General features: G+C 70.6%; 18 protein-coding genes. 7 read left to right on the top strand and 11 right to left on the bottom strand.

Features of this window, described 5'->3' with window-relative positions; all coding sequences use genetic code 11:
• Window positions 1–82: 82 nt before the first annotated feature.
• Entirely contained in the window at window positions 83–784 is a 702-nt protein-coding gene (locus QM582_RS05160; protein ID WP_415082355.1) for a thiamine phosphate synthase, read from the bottom strand.
• A 130-nt stretch (window positions 785–914) separates the two neighbouring features.
• Here QM582_RS05160 and pknB point away from each other — a divergent pair, with 130 nt between their 5' ends.
• Together pknB and QM582_RS05150 are read left to right on the top strand one after the other, a co-directional pair.
• Window positions 915–2885, top strand: coding sequence for a Stk1 family PASTA domain-containing Ser/Thr kinase (pknB, locus tag QM582_RS05155; RefSeq protein ID WP_415082353.1), 1971 nt, complete (start codon window positions 915–917; stop codon window positions 2883–2885).
• 53 nt (window positions 2886–2938) lie between these two features.
• Window positions 2939–4153, top strand: a complete 1215-nt coding sequence (locus QM582_RS05150; RefSeq protein ID WP_415082351.1) for a hypothetical protein — start codon at window positions 2939–2941, stop codon at window positions 4151–4153.
• Window positions 4154–4162: 9 nt separating this feature from the next.
• On the opposite strand, the gene QM582_RS05145 is transcribed toward QM582_RS05150, so the two are convergent.
• From QM582_RS05145 to QM582_RS05115, 7 genes are all read right to left on the bottom strand, one after another.
• Entirely contained in the window at window positions 4163–4561 is a 399-nt protein-coding gene (locus QM582_RS05145; RefSeq protein ID WP_415082349.1) for a PIN domain-containing protein, read from the bottom strand.
• Window positions 4558–4800: a type II toxin-antitoxin system Phd/YefM family antitoxin gene (locus tag QM582_RS05140; protein ID WP_415082348.1), complete on the bottom strand. Its 243-nt coding sequence runs from the start codon at window positions 4798–4800 to the stop codon at window positions 4558–4560. The genes QM582_RS05145 and QM582_RS05140 overlap by 4 nt, the downstream gene beginning before the upstream one ends.
• A gap of 45 nt (window positions 4801–4845) precedes the next feature.
• Entirely contained in the window at window positions 4846–5490 is a 645-nt protein-coding gene (locus QM582_RS05135) for an MBL fold metallo-hydrolase (RefSeq protein ID WP_415082346.1), read from the bottom strand.
• Between the two features lie 58 nt (window positions 5491–5548).
• Window positions 5549–6259, bottom strand: a complete 711-nt coding sequence (locus QM582_RS05130; RefSeq protein ID WP_415082344.1) for an aspartate/glutamate racemase family protein — start codon at window positions 6257–6259, stop codon at window positions 5549–5551.
• Between the two features lie 4 nt (window positions 6260–6263).
• Window positions 6264–7883, bottom strand: a complete 1620-nt coding sequence (locus tag QM582_RS05125) for an NCS1 family nucleobase:cation symporter-1 (RefSeq protein ID WP_415082342.1) — start codon at window positions 7881–7883, stop codon at window positions 6264–6266.
• Window positions 7884–8069: 186 nt separating this feature from the next.
• The gene (locus tag QM582_RS05120) at window positions 8070–9461 is read right to left on the bottom strand and encodes a class II 3-deoxy-7-phosphoheptulonate synthase (protein WP_415082340.1); all 1392 of its coding nucleotides are present in this window, start codon (window positions 9459–9461) and stop codon (window positions 8070–8072) included.
• Between the two features lie 97 nt (window positions 9462–9558).
• Complete coding sequence (locus QM582_RS05115; RefSeq protein ID WP_415082338.1) at window positions 9559–10308, bottom strand: lysophospholipid acyltransferase family protein; 750 nt, start codon at window positions 10306–10308, stop codon at window positions 9559–9561.
• A gap of 93 nt (window positions 10309–10401) precedes the next feature.
• Here QM582_RS05115 and QM582_RS05110 point away from each other — a divergent pair, with 93 nt between their 5' ends.
• Both QM582_RS05110 and QM582_RS05105 read left to right on the top strand, forming a co-directional pair.
• Window positions 10402–11151, top strand: coding sequence for an alpha/beta hydrolase (locus QM582_RS05110; protein ID WP_415082337.1), 750 nt, complete (start codon window positions 10402–10404; stop codon window positions 11149–11151).
• The gene (locus QM582_RS05105; protein WP_415082335.1) at window positions 11148–11606 is read left to right on the top strand and encodes a hypothetical protein; all 459 of its coding nucleotides are present in this window, start codon (window positions 11148–11150) and stop codon (window positions 11604–11606) included. Before QM582_RS05110 ends, QM582_RS05105 begins: the two co-directional genes overlap by 4 nt.
• A 424-nt stretch (window positions 11607–12030) precedes the next feature.
• Here QM582_RS05105 and QM582_RS05100 read toward each other — a convergent pair whose 3' ends face one another.
• The 3 genes from QM582_RS05100 to QM582_RS05090 form a co-directional block, all read right to left on the bottom strand.
• Entirely contained in the window at window positions 12031–13086 is a 1056-nt protein-coding gene (locus QM582_RS05100) for a hypothetical protein (protein WP_415082334.1), read from the bottom strand.
• Window positions 13064–14095 carry an NlpC/P60 family protein gene (locus QM582_RS05095; protein WP_415082332.1) on the bottom strand — a complete coding sequence of 344 codons (1032 nt, stop codon included), beginning with the start codon at window positions 14093–14095 and terminating at the stop codon, window positions 13064–13066. Before QM582_RS05095 ends, QM582_RS05100 begins: the two co-directional genes overlap by 23 nt.
• A gap of 68 nt (window positions 14096–14163) precedes the next feature.
• Window positions 14164–14412 (bottom strand): hypothetical protein, encoded by a 249-nt coding sequence (locus tag QM582_RS05090; protein WP_415082330.1) that lies wholly within the window; start codon window positions 14410–14412, stop codon window positions 14164–14166.
• A 180-nt stretch (window positions 14413–14592) separates the two neighbouring features.
• On the opposite strand from QM582_RS05090, the gene QM582_RS05085 reads away from it, so the two are divergent.
• Genes QM582_RS05085 through QM582_RS05075 form a run of 3 tightly spaced genes read left to right on the top strand, consistent with a single transcriptional unit; the run spans window position 14593 to window position 16747 of the window.
• Window positions 14593–16326, top strand: a complete 1734-nt coding sequence (locus QM582_RS05085) for a DEDD exonuclease domain-containing protein (RefSeq protein WP_415082329.1) — start codon at window positions 14593–14595, stop codon at window positions 16324–16326.
• Window positions 16323–16601 carry an Lrp/AsnC family transcriptional regulator gene (locus tag QM582_RS05080; RefSeq protein WP_415082327.1) on the top strand — a complete coding sequence of 93 codons (279 nt, stop codon included), beginning with the start codon at window positions 16323–16325 and terminating at the stop codon, window positions 16599–16601. The genes QM582_RS05085 and QM582_RS05080 overlap by 4 nt, the downstream gene beginning before the upstream one ends.
• A complete protein-coding gene (locus QM582_RS05075; RefSeq protein WP_415082325.1) occupies window positions 16598–16747 on the top strand; it encodes a hypothetical protein in 150 nt (49 codons plus the stop codon). Before QM582_RS05080 ends, QM582_RS05075 begins: the two co-directional genes overlap by 4 nt.

Below are 16747 nucleotides of genomic sequence, written 5' to 3'. Positions count from 1 at the left end.
CTGCACGTACGGCGCAAGATTTGGGGGCCGCAGATCGCCCGCCGGGGACGCCGCAGCCGGGACATGATTGATCAGCGGTTCCTTAGGCGAGCGTTCCGGGGATGAGGTCGGACGCGGACGCCCAGGCGGCGCGGAGCCGGTCGCCGAACATCCGCGCGGCCCGCGCGGGATCGCCCGCGGCGGTGATGGCACGGCCCACCGCTACCCGGCGGGCGCCGGCGTCCAGCACCCGGTCGAGGTTGTCGAGGGTTATCCCGCCGATCGCGAACCACGGCTTGGAGCCCTTCGCCGCCGGCGGTGCCACCCGGGCGGCGTGCCGCACCAGGTCGAGCCCGGGCAGCCCGGACGACCAGGGCATCCGGTTGAACACCGGGCCGATGGTCAGGAAGTCGATGCCGTCGTCGGCCAGTGCCGCGTCGACGTCCGCGGCGCTGTAGCAGGACCGCCCCACCCGAGCCCACTGGCTCAGGCCCCGGCGAGCCTTCGTGGCGCTCGGCCCGCCCTTCGGCAACTGCACCACGTCGGCGACGAACTCCCTTGCCAGATCGGGGTCGGCGTGGACAGACACCAGGCCCTGGCCGCGGGCCGCCGTCCGCAGCGTCTCCAACGCGGCCAGCTTCTGGGCGTCGGACGCCGACTCGTCCCGCAGCTGGACGAGGTCCACCCCGGCCGCGAAAACCCCATCGGCGAAGGATTTCAAGTCTGCGGAGCCGAGCCGGGCGTCCGTGACGCAGAACAACCGGGCCAGCCGCAGCCGCTCGTCCAGTCCACGCAAGAAGGTCACCGGGCCAGGCTAATGCTCTCGGCACGCTCTCGGCGGGTCGCTCCCCGGTGTGGGCCGGCGCCGACCTAGACTCACCGGCAGGTCTGGACGGCCTACTTCCCCTGACTTGTCCGGAGCGATGGTGACGACTGTGAGCACGAGCGACCCCCTGGTGGGGCAGCTGCTGGACGGTCGCTACGCGATCCAACGCAAACTCGCCCGCGGCGGGATGGCCACGGTGTACCTGGCCGACGACGAGCGGCTGACCAGGACCGTAGCGATCAAGGTGATGCACGAAGGCCTCGGCGACGACCAGGACTTCATCGGCAAATTCGACCGTGAGGCACGGGCCGCGGCCCGGCTCTCGCACCCCAATGTGGTGTCCGTCTTCGACCAGGGACTGCACCGCGGCCGGCCCTACATCGTGATGGAGTACGTCGAGGGCTGCACGCTGCGGCACATGATCACCCGCGAGGGCTCGTTCAGCCCCGAGCGGGCGCTGGATCTGCTGATCCCGGTGACCAGCGCGGTCGCCGCGGCGCACGAATCGGGCCTGATCCACCGCGACATCAAGCCCGAGAACGTGCTGATCTCCGATCGCGGCCAGATCAAGGTGGCCGATTTCGGGCTGGCCCGGGCCATCTCGGCGCAGAGCGCGACCGCCACCGGCATGCTGATCGGCACGGTCAGCTACATCGCCCCCGAGCTGGTCACCCACGGCAAGGCCGATCCGCGCTGCGACGTGTACGCCCTGGCCGTGGTGCTCTACGAGATGCTCACCGGCTCGAAGCCGCACACCGGCGACAACCCGATCCAGGTCGCCTACGCGCACGTGCACAAGCCGATCCCGGCACCGTCCAGCGCGGTGAAGACCTCCTGGCGCGAGTCCCGCAACGGCATCCCGCCCTACCTGGACGCCCTGGTCACCACCGCGGCGGCGCGCCGCCCGTCCGACCGCCCGGTGGACGCCCGGGTGCTGCTCGACCATCTGCGCCAGGCCCGCGAAGCGCTGGCCCGTGGCGTGATGGACGACCCGGCGCTCACCGAACGGATGAAGCGGACCACGCTCGACCCGGAGAACCAGATCACCGAGCCGGTGCCCAGCCTGCGCAGCCCGAGCGAGGGCGATCGCGTCCCCACGCTGCGGTTCACCCCGTCCACCCCGGTCAGCCCCGGCTTCCCGGAGATCACCGACGGCATGCCCTACTACGACGGCCCGGTGGAGAAGCCCGCAGCCCCCAGCCGGCCGCGCCGGCGCTGGCCCGCGCTGCTGGCCGGCATCCTGGCCGTGCTGCTGGTGTCGTCCGGGCTGTGGTGGGTGTTCGCCGGCCAGTACACCGCCACGCCCGCGCTGGTGCAGCTCAACCAGGCCCAGGCGAAGGCGGCGGCGGAGCAGGCCGGCCTGCAGGTCAGCTTCGACAGCGAATACTCCGAGGACGTGCCCTCCGGCCTGGTCGCCCGCACCGACCCGGCCGCCGGCGACAAGATCGTGCACGGCGGCAGCATCCGGGCCTTCCTCTCCAAGGGCCCGGAACGGTTCGCCGTGCCGGCCCTGCGCGGGCTGGACCTGACCACCGCCACCGACTCGCTGACCCACCTCAACCTGGCTCTCGGCGCGGTCACCCAGAGCTACGACGACACCATCGCCGCCGGCAAGGTGATCAGCAGTTCCTACGACGAAGGCACGCCGCTCAAGCGCGGCACCGTCGTCGATCTGGTGGTCTCCCAGGGGCCGGCTCCGGTCACCCTGACCGACTGGACCAAGAAGTCCTACGCGGACGCCGTGAAGGCCCTCAAGGCGCTCGGACTCAAGGCCAAGAAGACCGAGCAGAACGATCCGGACGTCGACAAGGGCGACATCATCAGCCAGGCTCCACCGCCCGGCGAGGTGCATCGCGGCGACACGATCGACTTCGTCGTCTCCAAGGGGCCGGTGATGAAGGCCGTCCCCAACGTCCGCGGCTACTACCTCGACCGGGCCCGCGAGATCCTCACCAAGGCAGGTTTCAAGGTGAGTGTGAACCGGCTGATCAACTTCGGCTTCGACCGGGTGGTCGGCACCAACCCGAAGGCGGGCAGCAAGGCCCCCGAAGGCTCCACCATCACCATCAACCTGGCCTGACGCCGACGCCGCGCCGGCCGGGAGCTGATCCGGTCGGGCAATAGCCTGTGGGCGTGGACTCCTCTATCGGGCAGATTCTGCTGATCCTGCTGGTGGTCGCCGTCGCGGTCGGGTTGTTCTTCCTGATCCGCCGGCTGCGCTACGTGAAGTCGCTGCGCGCCCAGGGCTGGACCTTCGACGGCTCCCCCAGCCTGGCCAGCACCTACGGGTTGAACTGCCCGCCGTTCGGCCTCGGCTATCGCCGCACGATCGACGACCTGATCAGCGGCAGCACCGCTGCCGGCGTCCCGTTCGGCGTCTTCGAGTACGGCTCGCTGGGCTACGTCGCCACCCTGCGCCTGCCGCGTCCGCTGCCCGAGCTGTATCTGGGACGCGGGCCGCGTCCGGGTGCGGTCGGCCAGCAGAAGGCCGTCGGCGGCTGGACGGTGACCGCCAAGGATCCGGCCTGGGCGGACGCCGCGATGGCCGCGATCGGGGCTGCGGTGGACGCCATGGCGGCCACCCATCCGGTCGACCTGTCGGTGGACGGCGACCGGCTGGTGGCTCTCGGCGTCCCGCGCGAGGCGCAGGCCATGCGTGACTTCCTGGAGGCGCTGGCCCCGATCGCCCAGGCGCTGGCCTCACCCGACCTGGACCCGTACCAGGCGCCGGCGCCGCCGTCCGAGTTGAGCCTGTATCAGCGTCCCGGCTGGATCTACCGCCCCGCCGACGACCGCTTCCTGGCCGAGGTGGACGCCACCAGTTCCGGCTACGCCCACGAGGCCCGCGACGTGGTGCTCGGCGACGTGCACGGGATGCGGATGATCGGGCTCACCCACCACTGGAAGACCGACCGGACGGTGACCAGCACCGACGGCGAGGGCCGGACCACCACCCGCACCGAGACCGACAACCACAGCGAGCCGATCCTGGAGTTCCAGCTGCCCTGGCAGTTCGGCGACCTGTCGGTGAACTGGCCGGGTTGGGGCAACCGGGTGCGGTTCGAGTCCAGCGACTTCGACCGGGCGTTCAAGGTGCGCAGCCGCTACCCGAAGTTCGCCTCCGACGTCTTCCACCCGCGCCAGCTGGAGTTCCTGCTGCGCGCCCGGCCGCTGCCGTTCGCCATCGAGTCCGGACGAGTCCGGTTCGACCTGGGCGACAACACCCCGGAGCGGATCATGCACTGCGCCGACTTCCTGGTCACCTTCTTCGCCGGCGTCCCCGGTTTCGTCTGGGCCGACCTGGGCCACACCCAGCCGCCGATCAGCCGGGACCTGGACGGCTTCTGAACGGGTGGTTCAGACGCGGAACACCTCGAGTGCGGGATGGGCGACGGCGATCTGGTCGAAGTCGGCGTCCTGGGTGACGACGGGCAGCCCGTGCACGATGCCGGTCGCCGCGATCAGCGCATCAGTGAGTCGCACCGTCCGGTGGATTCCGGCGGCTCGGCAGGAGATGACGAGCCGCGCCCACTCCGACATCACCGCCTCGGTGACTGGCAGCGGGTCGGCGACCCTGGCCAGCGCAAGCGTCTCTCCGCGCCGGGCACGGGCATCGGCATCGACGGCCGCGAGGACACCGAGTTCCAGTTCGCCGATCGTCACCACCGATACCGCCACTCGCTGCGGCAACTCGCCGAGCGGACGGCCCGTCTCGTGGGCGATGAAGACCGACGTGTCCAGCAGTCCGGAGGTCACAGGTCGTCCAGCGTTCGACCGGCGAGTTCACGAAGGTCGTCGGCCAACGCCGGATCGGCTGAGTGGTCGGTGAGTTGACCGGCAAGCCACTCCCCCGACAGCCAGCGGGCGCGACCACCGTGCGGGACGATGTCGGCCACCGGCTCGCCGTGAACCGTGAGGGTGACGCGCTCGCCACCGCGCACCACGTCCACGACCCGTGCCGTCTCGTTGCGCAACTCCCGCACCCCGATGATCATGTGCTACAGCGTAGCATTTTCACGCAAACCGGTCGCTTTCGTCGCTCAGCCCTGCGGCGTCCACCCGGTGCCGTCGCGCAGGTCGCGCACCTCGGTGGGGGTCATCGCGTTCATCCGACCCAGCACGAGTTGGAAGCCGCGTTCGTGCAGCAGTCCGTCGTGGATCGGGAAGCCCAGCGGCGCCTTCACCTCGCGGACGAAGTCGACGGTCTCCTTCATCGCCGCCCACGGCCCGTAGGCGGGGATGGCCAGCACGTCGATGCCGGCGGGGATGGCGGCCAGTGCGTCCCCGGGATGGAACAGGGTCGGCTCGCCCTCGGCGGAGATGACCAGGCCGACGTTGCCGATCTGCGGGATGTCGCGGTGGATGATGGCGTGCCAGCCGCCCACGGCGTCCACCCGGACGCCGCCGAGCTCGACACTGGTGTCGGCCGCCAGGCCCTCGCCGCGGGGCAGGTCGATCGCCTGCAGCACCTGCGGCTCGACGTACACCTGGGCGCCGGGGTTGTTGTCGATCAGCGCGCCGACGTGCTCGGGATCGACATGGTCGGCGTGCTGGTGGGTGACCAGGATCGCGTCCAGGTCGGTGACGTCGTGCCAGGCGGTGGAGAAATTGCCGGGATCGATCAGGATCCGCCGGTCGGCGACCTCGACCAGCACCGCCGCGTGTCCGAGATGGGTGATCTGCATGATCGCAGCGTAACCCCGACCTCGCCGCGCCCGCAGCGGTCAGCGACCCTGGCCCGGATCAGCCGCGCTGCGGCGGCAGCGCGTACTCGTCGCGCTTGCTGGTGCCGACACCCATCCGGGCCATCGCGGTGACCAGCCCGACCGCGGCCGCCACCCCGTCCACCACCGGGACGCCGACCCGCTCGGTCAACCGGCGACACAGGTCGGCCATGCCGGCGCAGCCCAGCACGATGACGTCGGCATGGTCGGTGTACACCGCCCGTTCGCACCAGCCGGCGATCTCGTCCAGCGCCTCGCCGGTGGCGTGCTCCAGGGCGAGCACCGGAATGCCGGTGCCGTAGGCGGCCACGCAGGCGCGTTCGAAGCCGTGCCGGTGCAGCAGGTCCTGGGCCCGGCCCAGGGTGCGGGACAACGTGGTGACGATGCCGAAGCTGCGCCCGGACAACACCGCCACGTGCATCGCGGCCTCGGCGATGCCGACCACCGGCACCTCGACCAGTTCGCGGGCGGCGTCCACCCCGGGGTCGCCGAAGCAGGCGATCACATAGCCGTCACTGCCGCCGGCGGCCTGGTCGGCCAGGATCAGCTCGGCGATGGCGACGGCGGCGTAGGCCTCGTCGTAGTGGCTCTCGATGGCGGCCGGCCCACGCTCCGGCTCCGGGCAGACGGCGACGATCTCAACGTCCGGACCCGCCGCCTCCCGGGCGGCGACCGCGATCTTCGCGGTCATCGCCCGGGAGGTGTTGGGGTTGATCAGCGTGATCCGCACCGGGTCACTTCACCGCTGCCGGCTGCAGTTCGATGGTGCCGCCGGCCACCTCGACGGTGCCGTCGGAGACGCCCGCGGTGAGGTCGTCCAGCGACGGAACCTGCGGGTTGGCCCGCTCCAGCAGCACGAAGATCACATAACCCAGGCCACAGCCGATGAACCAGGTGTAGTTCCCCAGCCAGGACACGTCGAAGCCGCCCAGGTCGGCGATCAACTTCGGCAGGACGCCGATCAGGATCGTCGGGATGCCGGCACCCAAGATGGTGTACACCGCGTTCTTGTTGTAGCCCTTGGTGTACCAGTAGGCGCCCTTCTCCGACATGGTGAACATGTCGTCGACCAGGATCCGCTGCTTGGCCGCGACGTAGTAGCCGGCGATCAGAATGCCGAAGAGCGGGCCGATCATCGCGCCCAGCACGCCCAGCGTGTAGTGAATGGCGTCGGCATTGGAATACCAGTTCCAGGGCAGCAGGATCACCGAGCCGACGGCGGCGATCATGCCGCCGGTGCGCCAGGAGATCTTGTGCGGGGCGACGTTCGAGAAGTCGAACGCCGGCGAGATGAAGTTGGCCACGATATTGATGCCGACGGTGGCGGTGACGAAGGTCAGGCCGCCCAGCAGGATGGCGAACGGGGTGTCGATGCGCTCCACGGTGTGGATCGGGTCGGTGATCAGTTCGCCGAACACCGGGACGGTGGCCGAGGCGGTGATCACGGTGAGCAGCGAGAAGAACAGGAAGTTGACCGGCAGGCCCCAGAAATTGCCCTTCTTCACCGCGCCGAACGACTTGCCGTAGCGGGCGAAGTCGCCGAAGTTGAGCATCGGCCCGGAGAAGTAGGACACCACGATGGCGATCGCGGTGATCATCACCGGAATCGAGGCCCAGAAGTCGAGCGGCGCCCCGGCGGACAGGTCGAGGCTGATGTTCTCCCAGCCGGCCTGCGAGACCAGGTAGCCGGCCAGCACGATCATCACCACGTACACGGCGGGGCCAGCCCAGTCGATGAACTTCCGGATGGTCTCCATGCCGTTCCAGAACAGCGCGGCCTGGGCGAACCAGAGGATGGCGTAGGAGACCCAGCCCAGCGCCGACAGGCCCAGGAAGCCCACCTCGACCAGCGCCGCGCTGCCCGGCCAGAACTTCAGGAAGATGATGTTCAGCGATTCGGCAGCCAGGAAGGTCTGGACGCCGTACCAGGCGATGGCGATCAGGCCGCGGATGATGGCCGGGATATTCGCGCCCTTGATGCCGTAGATCGCCCGGTTGATCACCGGGTAGGGCACGCCGGTCTTCTGGCTCGGCTTCGCGACCAGATTGGTGAAGACCTGGACGATGACGATGCCGATCAACAACGCCAGCAGCACCTGCCAGCTGGCGATGCCGAGAGCGAACAGCGAGCCGGCCGTGACGTAGCCGCCGACCGAATGCACGTCCGACATCCAGAAGGCGAAGATGTTGTAGGAGCTCCACTTCTGTTCCCGCAGCGGGGCCAGGTCCTCGTTGGCCAGCCGCGGATCGTATTCGGGCTTCATATTCCCGGAGCCGACCGGCATGCCGGCGGCTTCGACGATGTCTTCGTGTTTCGCTCCTGCCGGGGACGGCAGGTCTTCGATGCGTGTCATGGGGAACCTTCCGGTTGCGACCACCGACCCGGACGGGGTCCGGGGCGAGCCACCGCTATCGGACCGATTCCGGTGGCGTTACGACACGCTAGGACCCGAAACTACGGCCCCTTTTTCCACCGTGTAACACACGTGTGAAAAGCCGAGTGCCGCTCAGCTGGCGCGCAACCGGCGATCAGCGCTTCCTCAGAAGTCCTCGGCGCGGTACTCCTGCACCGGGTTGACCCGCTTGATCCGGCCGTCGGTGAGCCGCTCGGCGATCTGGAAGGCCAGTTCCAGCGACTGGTTGCGGTTCAGCCGCGGATCGCAGGCGGTCTCGTAGCGGTTGGCCAGATCGGCCTCGGCCAGCGCGTCCGCGACCCCGCCGACGCACTCGGTGACGTCGTCGCCGGTCAGCTCCATGTGCACCCCGCCGGGCCAGCTGCCCAGCTCCTCGTGCACGTCGAAGAAGCCGTTCACCTCCTCGACCACCTGGCTGAACGCCCGGGTCTTGTAGCCGTTGGCGGTCTCGAAGGTGTTGCCGTGCATCGGGTCGCAGATCCAGGCCACCTTGCGGCCGGTCGCCTCGACGGCCCGGACGATCGGCGGCAGCGCCTGGCGCACCTGGTCGGCGCCCATCCGCGAGATCAGCGTGAGCCGCCCGGGCTCGTGCTCGGGATCCAGCGCCTCGGCCAGCGCGACGGCGTCCGTCGCCGTGGTGGACGGGCCCACCTTCACCCCGATCGGGTTGCGCAGGTGCCGGATGAACTCGACGTGCGCGCCGTCGACCTGCCGGGTGCGCTCCCCGATCCAGACCATGTGCGCCGAGGTGTTGTACGGCGTCCGGGTGCGCGAATCGATCCGGGTCATGGCGTGCTCGTAGGGCAGCAGCAGCGCCTCGTGGCTGGAGTAGAAGTCGACGGTGCGGAACGCCTCCTTGTCGACGCCGCAGGCCACCATGAAGGCCAGCGCCCGCTCGATCTCGTCGGCCATCGCCTCGTAGCGGGCCTCCACCCCGGAATTGCGGACGAAGTCCTGGTTCCAGGTGTGCACGGCGCGCAGGTCGGCGAAACCACCGGTGACGAAGGCCCGGATCAGGTTCAGCGTGGCGGCCGAGCGGTTGTACATCTCCAGCAGCCGGTTCGGGTCGTGCACCCGCGCCGCTTCGGTGAAGTCGAGGCCGTTGACGGCGTCGCCGCGGTAGGCCGGCAGGGTGACGCCGTCGCGGGTCTCGGTGTCCTTGCTGCGCGGCTTGGCGTACTGCCCGGCCAGCCGACCCACCTTCACCACCGGAACCTGGGCGGCGTAGGTGAGCACCACCGCCATCGACAGCAGCACCCGGAGCTTGCCGCGAATGTCCTGCGCGGTGCCGGTGCCGAAGGTCTCGGCGCAGTCGCCGCCCTGCAGGATGAAGGCGCGCCCGGCGGCGGCGTCCGCGATCTTGCTCTTCAGGTCGTCACACTCGCCGGCGAAGACCAGCGGCGGACGGCGGCGGAGTTCGTCGGTCACACCCCGCAGCAGATCGGTGTCCGCATAGGTCGGCTGCTGGACCGGCTGGCGGGACAGGAGCTGCTCAAGCGTGGGGATCTGCTGCGACACGCCGGTCAGGATACGCGGTCGAGCACCCCGGACCCGAAACCGCCGCCGGCCGTGGACGCCGTTGTGCGCCGCCGGTCGAACCCGGCGGGCAGCCGCCTCAGGAAGCCGGCAGGTCGGGTTCTCTGGTCTTGATCCCGGGACGCTCCAGGATCCGAGCGTCGGCCTCGGCCGGGCTCAGCGAACCGCTCTTCACCGAGGTGCCGTAGGCCTCGACGTAGGTCTGCCCGGAGAGGTCGTGGATGGCGGCCATCACCTGGTCGGTGACCCAACGCAGCGTCCGCGGATCGTCGAGCCGGGCGTAGTAGCGGCTGAAGTCGAGCGGCTTGCCGATCACCACCACCGGGTGGTCGATCCAGGGCAGCCCGGCCTTCTTGGTCAGCCGGCTGTTCTTCATCGCCACCGGCACGATCGGCACCTGAGCGGCCAGCGCCATCCGCGCCACGCCGGTCTTGCCCTTGTACAGCCGGCCGTCCGGCGACCGGGTGCCCTCCGGGTAGATGCCGACGCAGCCGCCGTCAGCCAGCACGTCGAGCACCGGCTGCAGGCCGTCCAGACTGGCGCGTCCTCCCGAGCGGTCCAGCGGCACCTGGCCGACCGCACGCAGGAACCAGGCGACCAGCTTCGAGAACGGCCCGCGGTTGCCCTGGAACAGCTCCGCCTTGGCCGGGAAGGTGACCTGGCGCCGGATCATCGCCGGCAGCACCAGGGTGTCGCCGGCGTCCAGATGGTTGCTGGCCAGGATCACCCCGCCGCCGGCCGGAATGTTCTGCTCGCCCTCGACCCGGGCGCCGTACAGGTACTTGATCACCGGCCGGAACACGACGGTCTTGAACAGCGCGTAGAGCACGGCACCTCCTCAGAGCTTCGTCAGCGCTCACCCTAATGGCTGCCGCCGCTGGCCCCGACGACGGCACGGCGCCGTCACCGTACGATGGGCCGCATGCAGGTGCACGAGTTCGCCCGGCCCTACGCCGCCGAGGGCAACGGGGAGACCGGCGTGCTGTTCCTGCACGGCTTCACCGCCACCCCGTGGACGCTGCGCGACTGGGCGGCCCGGACCGCCGAGGCCGGCTACCGGGTGTCGGTGCCGCGGCTGCCCGGGCACGGCACCAGCTGGCGCGAACTCGAGGTCACCGACGGCCGGGACTGGTACGCGGCGGCGCAGCGGGCCTTCCTCGACCTGCGCGCCGAATGCCCCACCGTGTTCGTCGCCGGCCTGTCCATGGGCGGGGCGCTGGCGCTGCGGCTGGCCGAGCACCACGCCGACGACGTGGCCGGGCTGATCCTGGTCAACCCCGCGCTGACCGGCAACCCCGAACTCGCGCTGATTCCGTGGGCGAAGCACCTGATCAGGACCGTGGACAGCATCGGCAGCAGCATCCGCCGGCCCGGGGTCGTCGAGCACAGCTACCCGCGGACGCCGCTGAAGGCCGCGCACGCCATGATGCTGCTCTGGGGGGACGTCCGGGCCCGGCTCGACCTGGTGCATTGCCCGATCCTGCTGCTGCGCTCCGAGCACGATCCGGTGGTTCCGGCGGCGTCGTCCGAGATCGTGCGCCGGCAGGTGTCCTCGGAAGAGATCGTCGAGGTCGTGCTGGCCGACAGCGCCCACGTGGCACCGCTGGACAACGATGCCGACGCGATCGTCGCCCACACGCTGGACTTCCTGACCACCCACACCCGCCGATGAACCGCAACGAATCCGACGACGCCCGCTTCCAGGAGCTGATGGCCCGCGAATTCCCGCTCGGCCTGGTGCCCGAGCGGCCGCAGGCCGGCCCGGCGACAGCGGCCACCCCGGACGCGGCAGCCGAGCCAGCGGTCGAGAGCGCCTCCCCCGCGGCGTCCGCGGCCGTGCCGGAGGAGCCTGTCGGCGACTTCCGCAGCTGGACGCCGCCGGAGGAGCCGGAGGACGAGTTCGTGCCGCCCCCGGCGCCACCGGCCGGACGGTGGAGTCCGGCGGGCATCGCTGGCACCGTCCTGGTGGTGCTGCCGCTGCTGCTCGCCCTGGCCGCGGCGTTCGGCGTCCGGTTCCCGATGCTGGTGTCGGTGCTCTCCGGCGCCGGGTTCTTCCTCGGCGTGGTGCTGTTGCTGTACCGGCTGCGGCAACGTCCGCCGATCGACGGCGACGGCGCCGTGGTCTGACCGACCGGGGAGTCCGGCCAGCACCGACGCTGCCCGAACGGGTAGCGGCTGCTACCCGAACGGGCACGACCGGCGTCTGGTCGTTGTCCGGTCGGCTGCTCTGCCCGACCATGCCGGTAGTCGACACGGCAGTCAGCAGGAGCGGCGATGCAGGACCGCAAGCAGAAGCCACCGAGCGAGGCGCGACGCTCGGCCCAGGCACCGCGCCCGGATCGGCCGGCGGTGGCTCGGAGCACCCTTCCCGGTCCGGACCGGCTGGGCGCCGATCAGGTCTCCGGTGATCAAGGACAAGAGCGGCAACCCGATCCCGGCACCGGCCGCGACGGACACGTTCTGGTACACCACCCAGGCGGCCGCCGTGCCGGCCACCCCGTGACGCCGGGGGCCCATCCCTGACGCCGGCGGCCGATCCTCCGCGGAACCTCTAGTCCAGGTCGTCGAGGGCCTCGCGGTACCAGGCCAGCACGGTGGCGTCCGGGGTGGTGCGGCCGCCGGAGGTCCGGGCCTCCGCCTCGTCCAGCACCGCCGCCCAGCCCAGGTGCCGCACCATCGCGTCGACCGCCACCTGGGCCAGCGCGTACGCGCTCTCGCCGCCCTGGTCGACGGCCGGCAGGGTGCTCGGTGTGTGCCGTGCCGCGGTCTTGGCGAGCTCGCGGTTGCGGGCCGCGACCGTGGGATAGGCCGCCGCGGTGAAGGCCTCCGCGATGCCTTCCAGCAGCCAGCCCGGCGTGCCGGTCAGCCACGGTGAGCGCATCCAGGCGTGCACGGTCTCGTGGGCGATCAGCGCCCGGTCGTCGGCGGACTTCTGGGCGTGGGTCGGATTCACCACGATCCGGACGCCGGCGCTGTCCGGGAGCCCCGGCACCACCGTGACCGCGGCGGTCTCGTTGGCGCTGCGCCCGGCGTAGGCGGCGAAGCCGGTCATGCTGTCCGGCACCAGCACCACCACCGGTTCCGCCCACTGCCGGTCGTGCGGCACCACCCGGGCCAGCGCCGCCATGCCGGACTCGGCGGCACTCGACCACCGGCTCAGGTGCCCGGCGGTACCGGCCGCGACCACCAGGGTGCGCGACGAATGCGAGCCGAGCGGCGAGCCCAGCCATTCGGTGCCGGACGTGGTCGGGGTCAGGTTCGCGATCCGTCCGTCGATCAGGTCGACCGCGGCCTCGCTGTTCACCCGGGGCTCACCGGGAATGCTCCAGCCCACCCGCAGCCGGCCTCCGGACGTCGCGGTGATCTCGGTCGGGCTCTGCGACAGGGTGGCGAACATCCGAGCGCCCAACGCCTGGGCACCGGAGCGGGCCGCGAACGCGGCCAGGAAGCCCGGCTCGTCCTCGGCCGCCAGGCGTTCGTTCAGGATGCGGGCCGGGATCTCCGCACTGGGCGTCCCGGACGCGGGGTTACAGCCCCCGAGCAAGAGCGCGGGCGCGGCCAGCAGCAGGCTGCGGCGGAACCTGTCAACCGACGACGCGGCGGGCACCCTGATAGGCGGGGTAGGAGGACAACTTGGTGATCTCCAGGTCGTTGCGCGGGTTGCGGGCGTGCACGAACAGGCCGTTGCCCATGTACATGCCGACGTGGTGGATCGGGTTGTAGAAGAAGAGCAGATCGCCGGGCTTCAGCTCGCTGCGGGAGACCGGGCGGCCGAGCCCGGACTGCGCCCGGGACGAGTGCGGCAGCGAGATGCCGACCGACCGGTAGGCGGCCAGCATCAGGCCGGAGCAGTCGAAGTTGTTCGGCCCCTCCGCGCCCCACACGTACTGCCCGGTGCGCACCTTGGAGACGGCGTATTTGACGGCCCGCAGCGCCCGGGAGTCGGCCGAGCCGCTGTCGTCGCCGACCGGGATGTCGGCCAGCGCGTCCCGCGACGTGTCACGGGAGGCCTCTTCCTCGGCGTTCAGCCGCTGCCGCTCCTGCTCGGTCAACTGATCGACCAGGGCCTGGCCTTCCTGGATCTTCTGCTCGATCTGGTTCTTCAGCGAAGCCAGCCGGCGCTCCTCGGCCGCGACGGTGGTCACCTGATCGCGGGCGGCACGCTGCAGATCGGCCAGATTGGCCTGCTGGGCCTGGTAGTCCTGCAGCAGCGAGTTCAGGTTCTGGTCGACCTTGCCCATGGTGGACATGTCGGAGAGGAACGCGTCGGGATCGGGCGAGGTGATCAACTGCACGGTGATGTCGACGCCGCGGGTCTGGAACCGGCTGATCGCGGCCTGCTGGGCCTGGCCGCGCATGCCGTCCACCTTGCGCTGCTGATTGGCGATGTCGGCGTTCAGCGTGTCGACCTTGGTCTTGCTCTGCGCCAGCTGCAGCTTCACCTCGGCCCACTGCTCGCCGATCTCGCTCTGCTGCTGCTCGATCGCCGCCAGCTTCTTCTTGGCGTCGTCCAGCGTGGGGTCGGCGGACGCCGGAACGGCGGCCGGACCGGAGAGCACCACCGCGGCACCGCACAGTGCCACCAGGCCACCACGGACCAGCGCACGCAGACGCACCATCGCCTCCTGACGATCGGGAGAGGGTCACTGCGGGGAAGCCAGCCGACCAAAGATCTGAAAAAAGGCTAAACGACGCTCTGGCCGGAGGCAAACCAACCTTCGCCGGCTTCCGGCGGCAGCGGCCGCGAAACAGCTCTGACCAGCCGCAATGGCGGCAACAGTCCTTCCGAGGTCATGGCCCGCAGCGCGGTCACCTCGTCGGAACAGAGCTCGACGACACCGTCGTCGGCACCCAACAGCGCCGTCACCATGCAATCGCCACAGGCCGGACCGCGCACCGCGCAGGTTCCGCAATCGATCCTCAGCATCTCCATGCCGACAGTGTGCGAGCCGGCTCCGACAGTTTTTCTCCGCACCCCTGGCCGAGCCTTCTCCGCGCCCCTGGCCGAGTTCTCTCCGCGCCCCTGGCCGAGTTCTCTCCGCACCCCCTGGCCGAGCCCGGCCGACAGGGCCGGCGCCGGAAATCGTCAGTGCCGCCGCCTAGCGTCCCGGCCATGACATCGCTGCCGAGCCAACCGACCATCGACGACCTGGGCACCCCGCTGTCCCAGGTGACGTTCTGCGTGGTCGACCTGGAGACCACCGGCGGCGGCGTGGACGACCGGGTCACCGAGATCGGGGCGGTGAAGGTGCGCGGCGGCGAGGTGCTCGGCGAGTTCCAGACCCTGGTCAACCCGCGCACCCACATCCCGCCGCTGATCGCGGTGCTCACCGGCATCACCGACACCATGGTCGCCGACGCGCCGCGGCTGGCCGCGGTGCTGCCCGGCTTCCTGGAGTTCGCGACCGGCTGCGTCCTGGTGGCCCACAACGCCGGCTTCGACGTCGGATTCCTGAAGCGGGCCTGCGCCGAGCACGGCTATCCCTGGCCCAACCCGGCCGTGGTCGACACCGTGTCCCTGGCCCGGCAGGCGATGCTGCGCGACGAGGTGCGCAATCACAAGCTGGCCACCCTGGCTCAGCACTTCCACACCGAGACCACCCCCAACCACCGGGCGCTCACCGACGCCCGGGCCACGGTGTCGGTGCTGCACGGCCTGCTGGAGCGGGTCGGCAACCTCGGGGTGCACACCGTCGAAGACCTGCTCGAGTTCACCCGCCGGGTGTCTCCGCAGCGCCGGGCCAAACGCACCTGGGCCGCCGACCTGCCGCACGCCCCCGGGGTGTACTGGTTCGTCGCCGACGGACGCGACCCCGCCGGTGCGCCGCGCCGCCAGGTGCTGTACGTGGGCAAGAGCCGCGACCTGCGGGCCCGGGTGCGCAGCTACTTCACCGCCGCCGAGACCCGACCCCGGATGGACGAGATGGTCCGGGTAGCGACCGGGGTGGAGCATCTGGTCTGCAGCACCGAATTGCAGGCTGAGGTGCTGGAGCTGCGGCTGATCGCCGCGCACGCCCCGCGCTACAACCGCCGGTCCAAATTCCCGGAACGCCAGCTCTGGCTGAAGGTGACCCGCGAGCCGTATCCGCGGCTGTCCATCGTCCGGCAGTGCCTGGCCGACGGCGCCGACTACTTCGGCCCGTTCAACCGGCGCAGCACCGTCGAGGCGGTGCAGGCCGCGCTCTACGACGCCTTCCCGATCCGGCAGTGCAGCACCCGGCTGTCGCCGAAGCGGGCCTCCGGCGGTTGCGTGCTCGCCGAACTCGGCCGCTGCTGCGCTCCGTGCCAACTCGCGGTTAGCACCGAGGAATACGGCCGGCTGGTCGACCGGCTGCGGGCAAGCCTGGCCAGCGACATCCGGCCTGTGCTGCGGGCCGCTCGGGGACGCCTGGCGACGCTGGTCGAGCACCAGCGGTTCGAGGAGGCCGGGGTGGTCACCGAGCGGCTGACCAGCTTCGCCCGCAGCGCCGTCCAGCACCATCGGGTGTCCAGCCTGGCCGGCTGCCCACAGATCGTGGCGGCCTTCCGCGACCAGTTCGACTGGGAGATCCACGTGATCCGCTACGGACGGCTGGCCGGTGCCGCACGGGCCCGTCCCGGTGACGTCCCGCAGGCGGTGGCCCGTGCCGCGGTTGCTGCCGCCGAGCAGGTCAGCGCCCCGGTCGGCCCGCAACCGGCGGCGATCGCCGAGGAGACCGAACGGATCGCGAGCTGGCTGGAGCGGCCCGGCGTCCGGCTGATCGAGATCGACGGCGAATGGAGCTGGCCGCTGCACATCGGCCTGGCCGAGGGTGAGTTGGCCCGGCACGCGCTGCCGATCACCGGTGCCACTAGGCTGCCGTCATGATCACCGCGATTGTCTTCGTCGAGGCAGAGGTCGCCCGCATTCCGGAAGTGGCCACCGCGATCGCCGATCTGCAGGGTGTCTCCGAGGTGTACTCGGTGACCGGCGGCATCGATCTGATCGCCATGATCCGGGTGCGGTCGGTCGACCAGGTGGCCGAGGTGGTGACGGAGCGGGTCAACCGGGTTCCCGGCGTGATCGGCACCGAGACCCACATCGCCTTCCGCGCCTACTCCTCGCACGATCTGGAGGCCGCGTTCTCGCTGGGAGCGGAATGAGCGGACCCCGGCTGTCCGATCGAGCACTGAAGGCTCTGCTGATCGTGGCCGCCGCGCTGCTGCTCGCCGCCGCCGGCTTCGCCGTCCTGATCAACGCCGAAGGCCCGCTGGCTCCGGTGCCGGTGGCATCGAGCCCGCGGGCCTGA

The organism is Micropruina sp. (assembly GCF_047607385.1).
GTDB lineage: Bacteria > Actinomycetota > Actinomycetes > Propionibacteriales > Propionibacteriaceae > Micropruina.
Note: the sequence above shows the minus strand (reverse complement) of the source record. Positions and strands in the feature narration are given on the sequence as shown.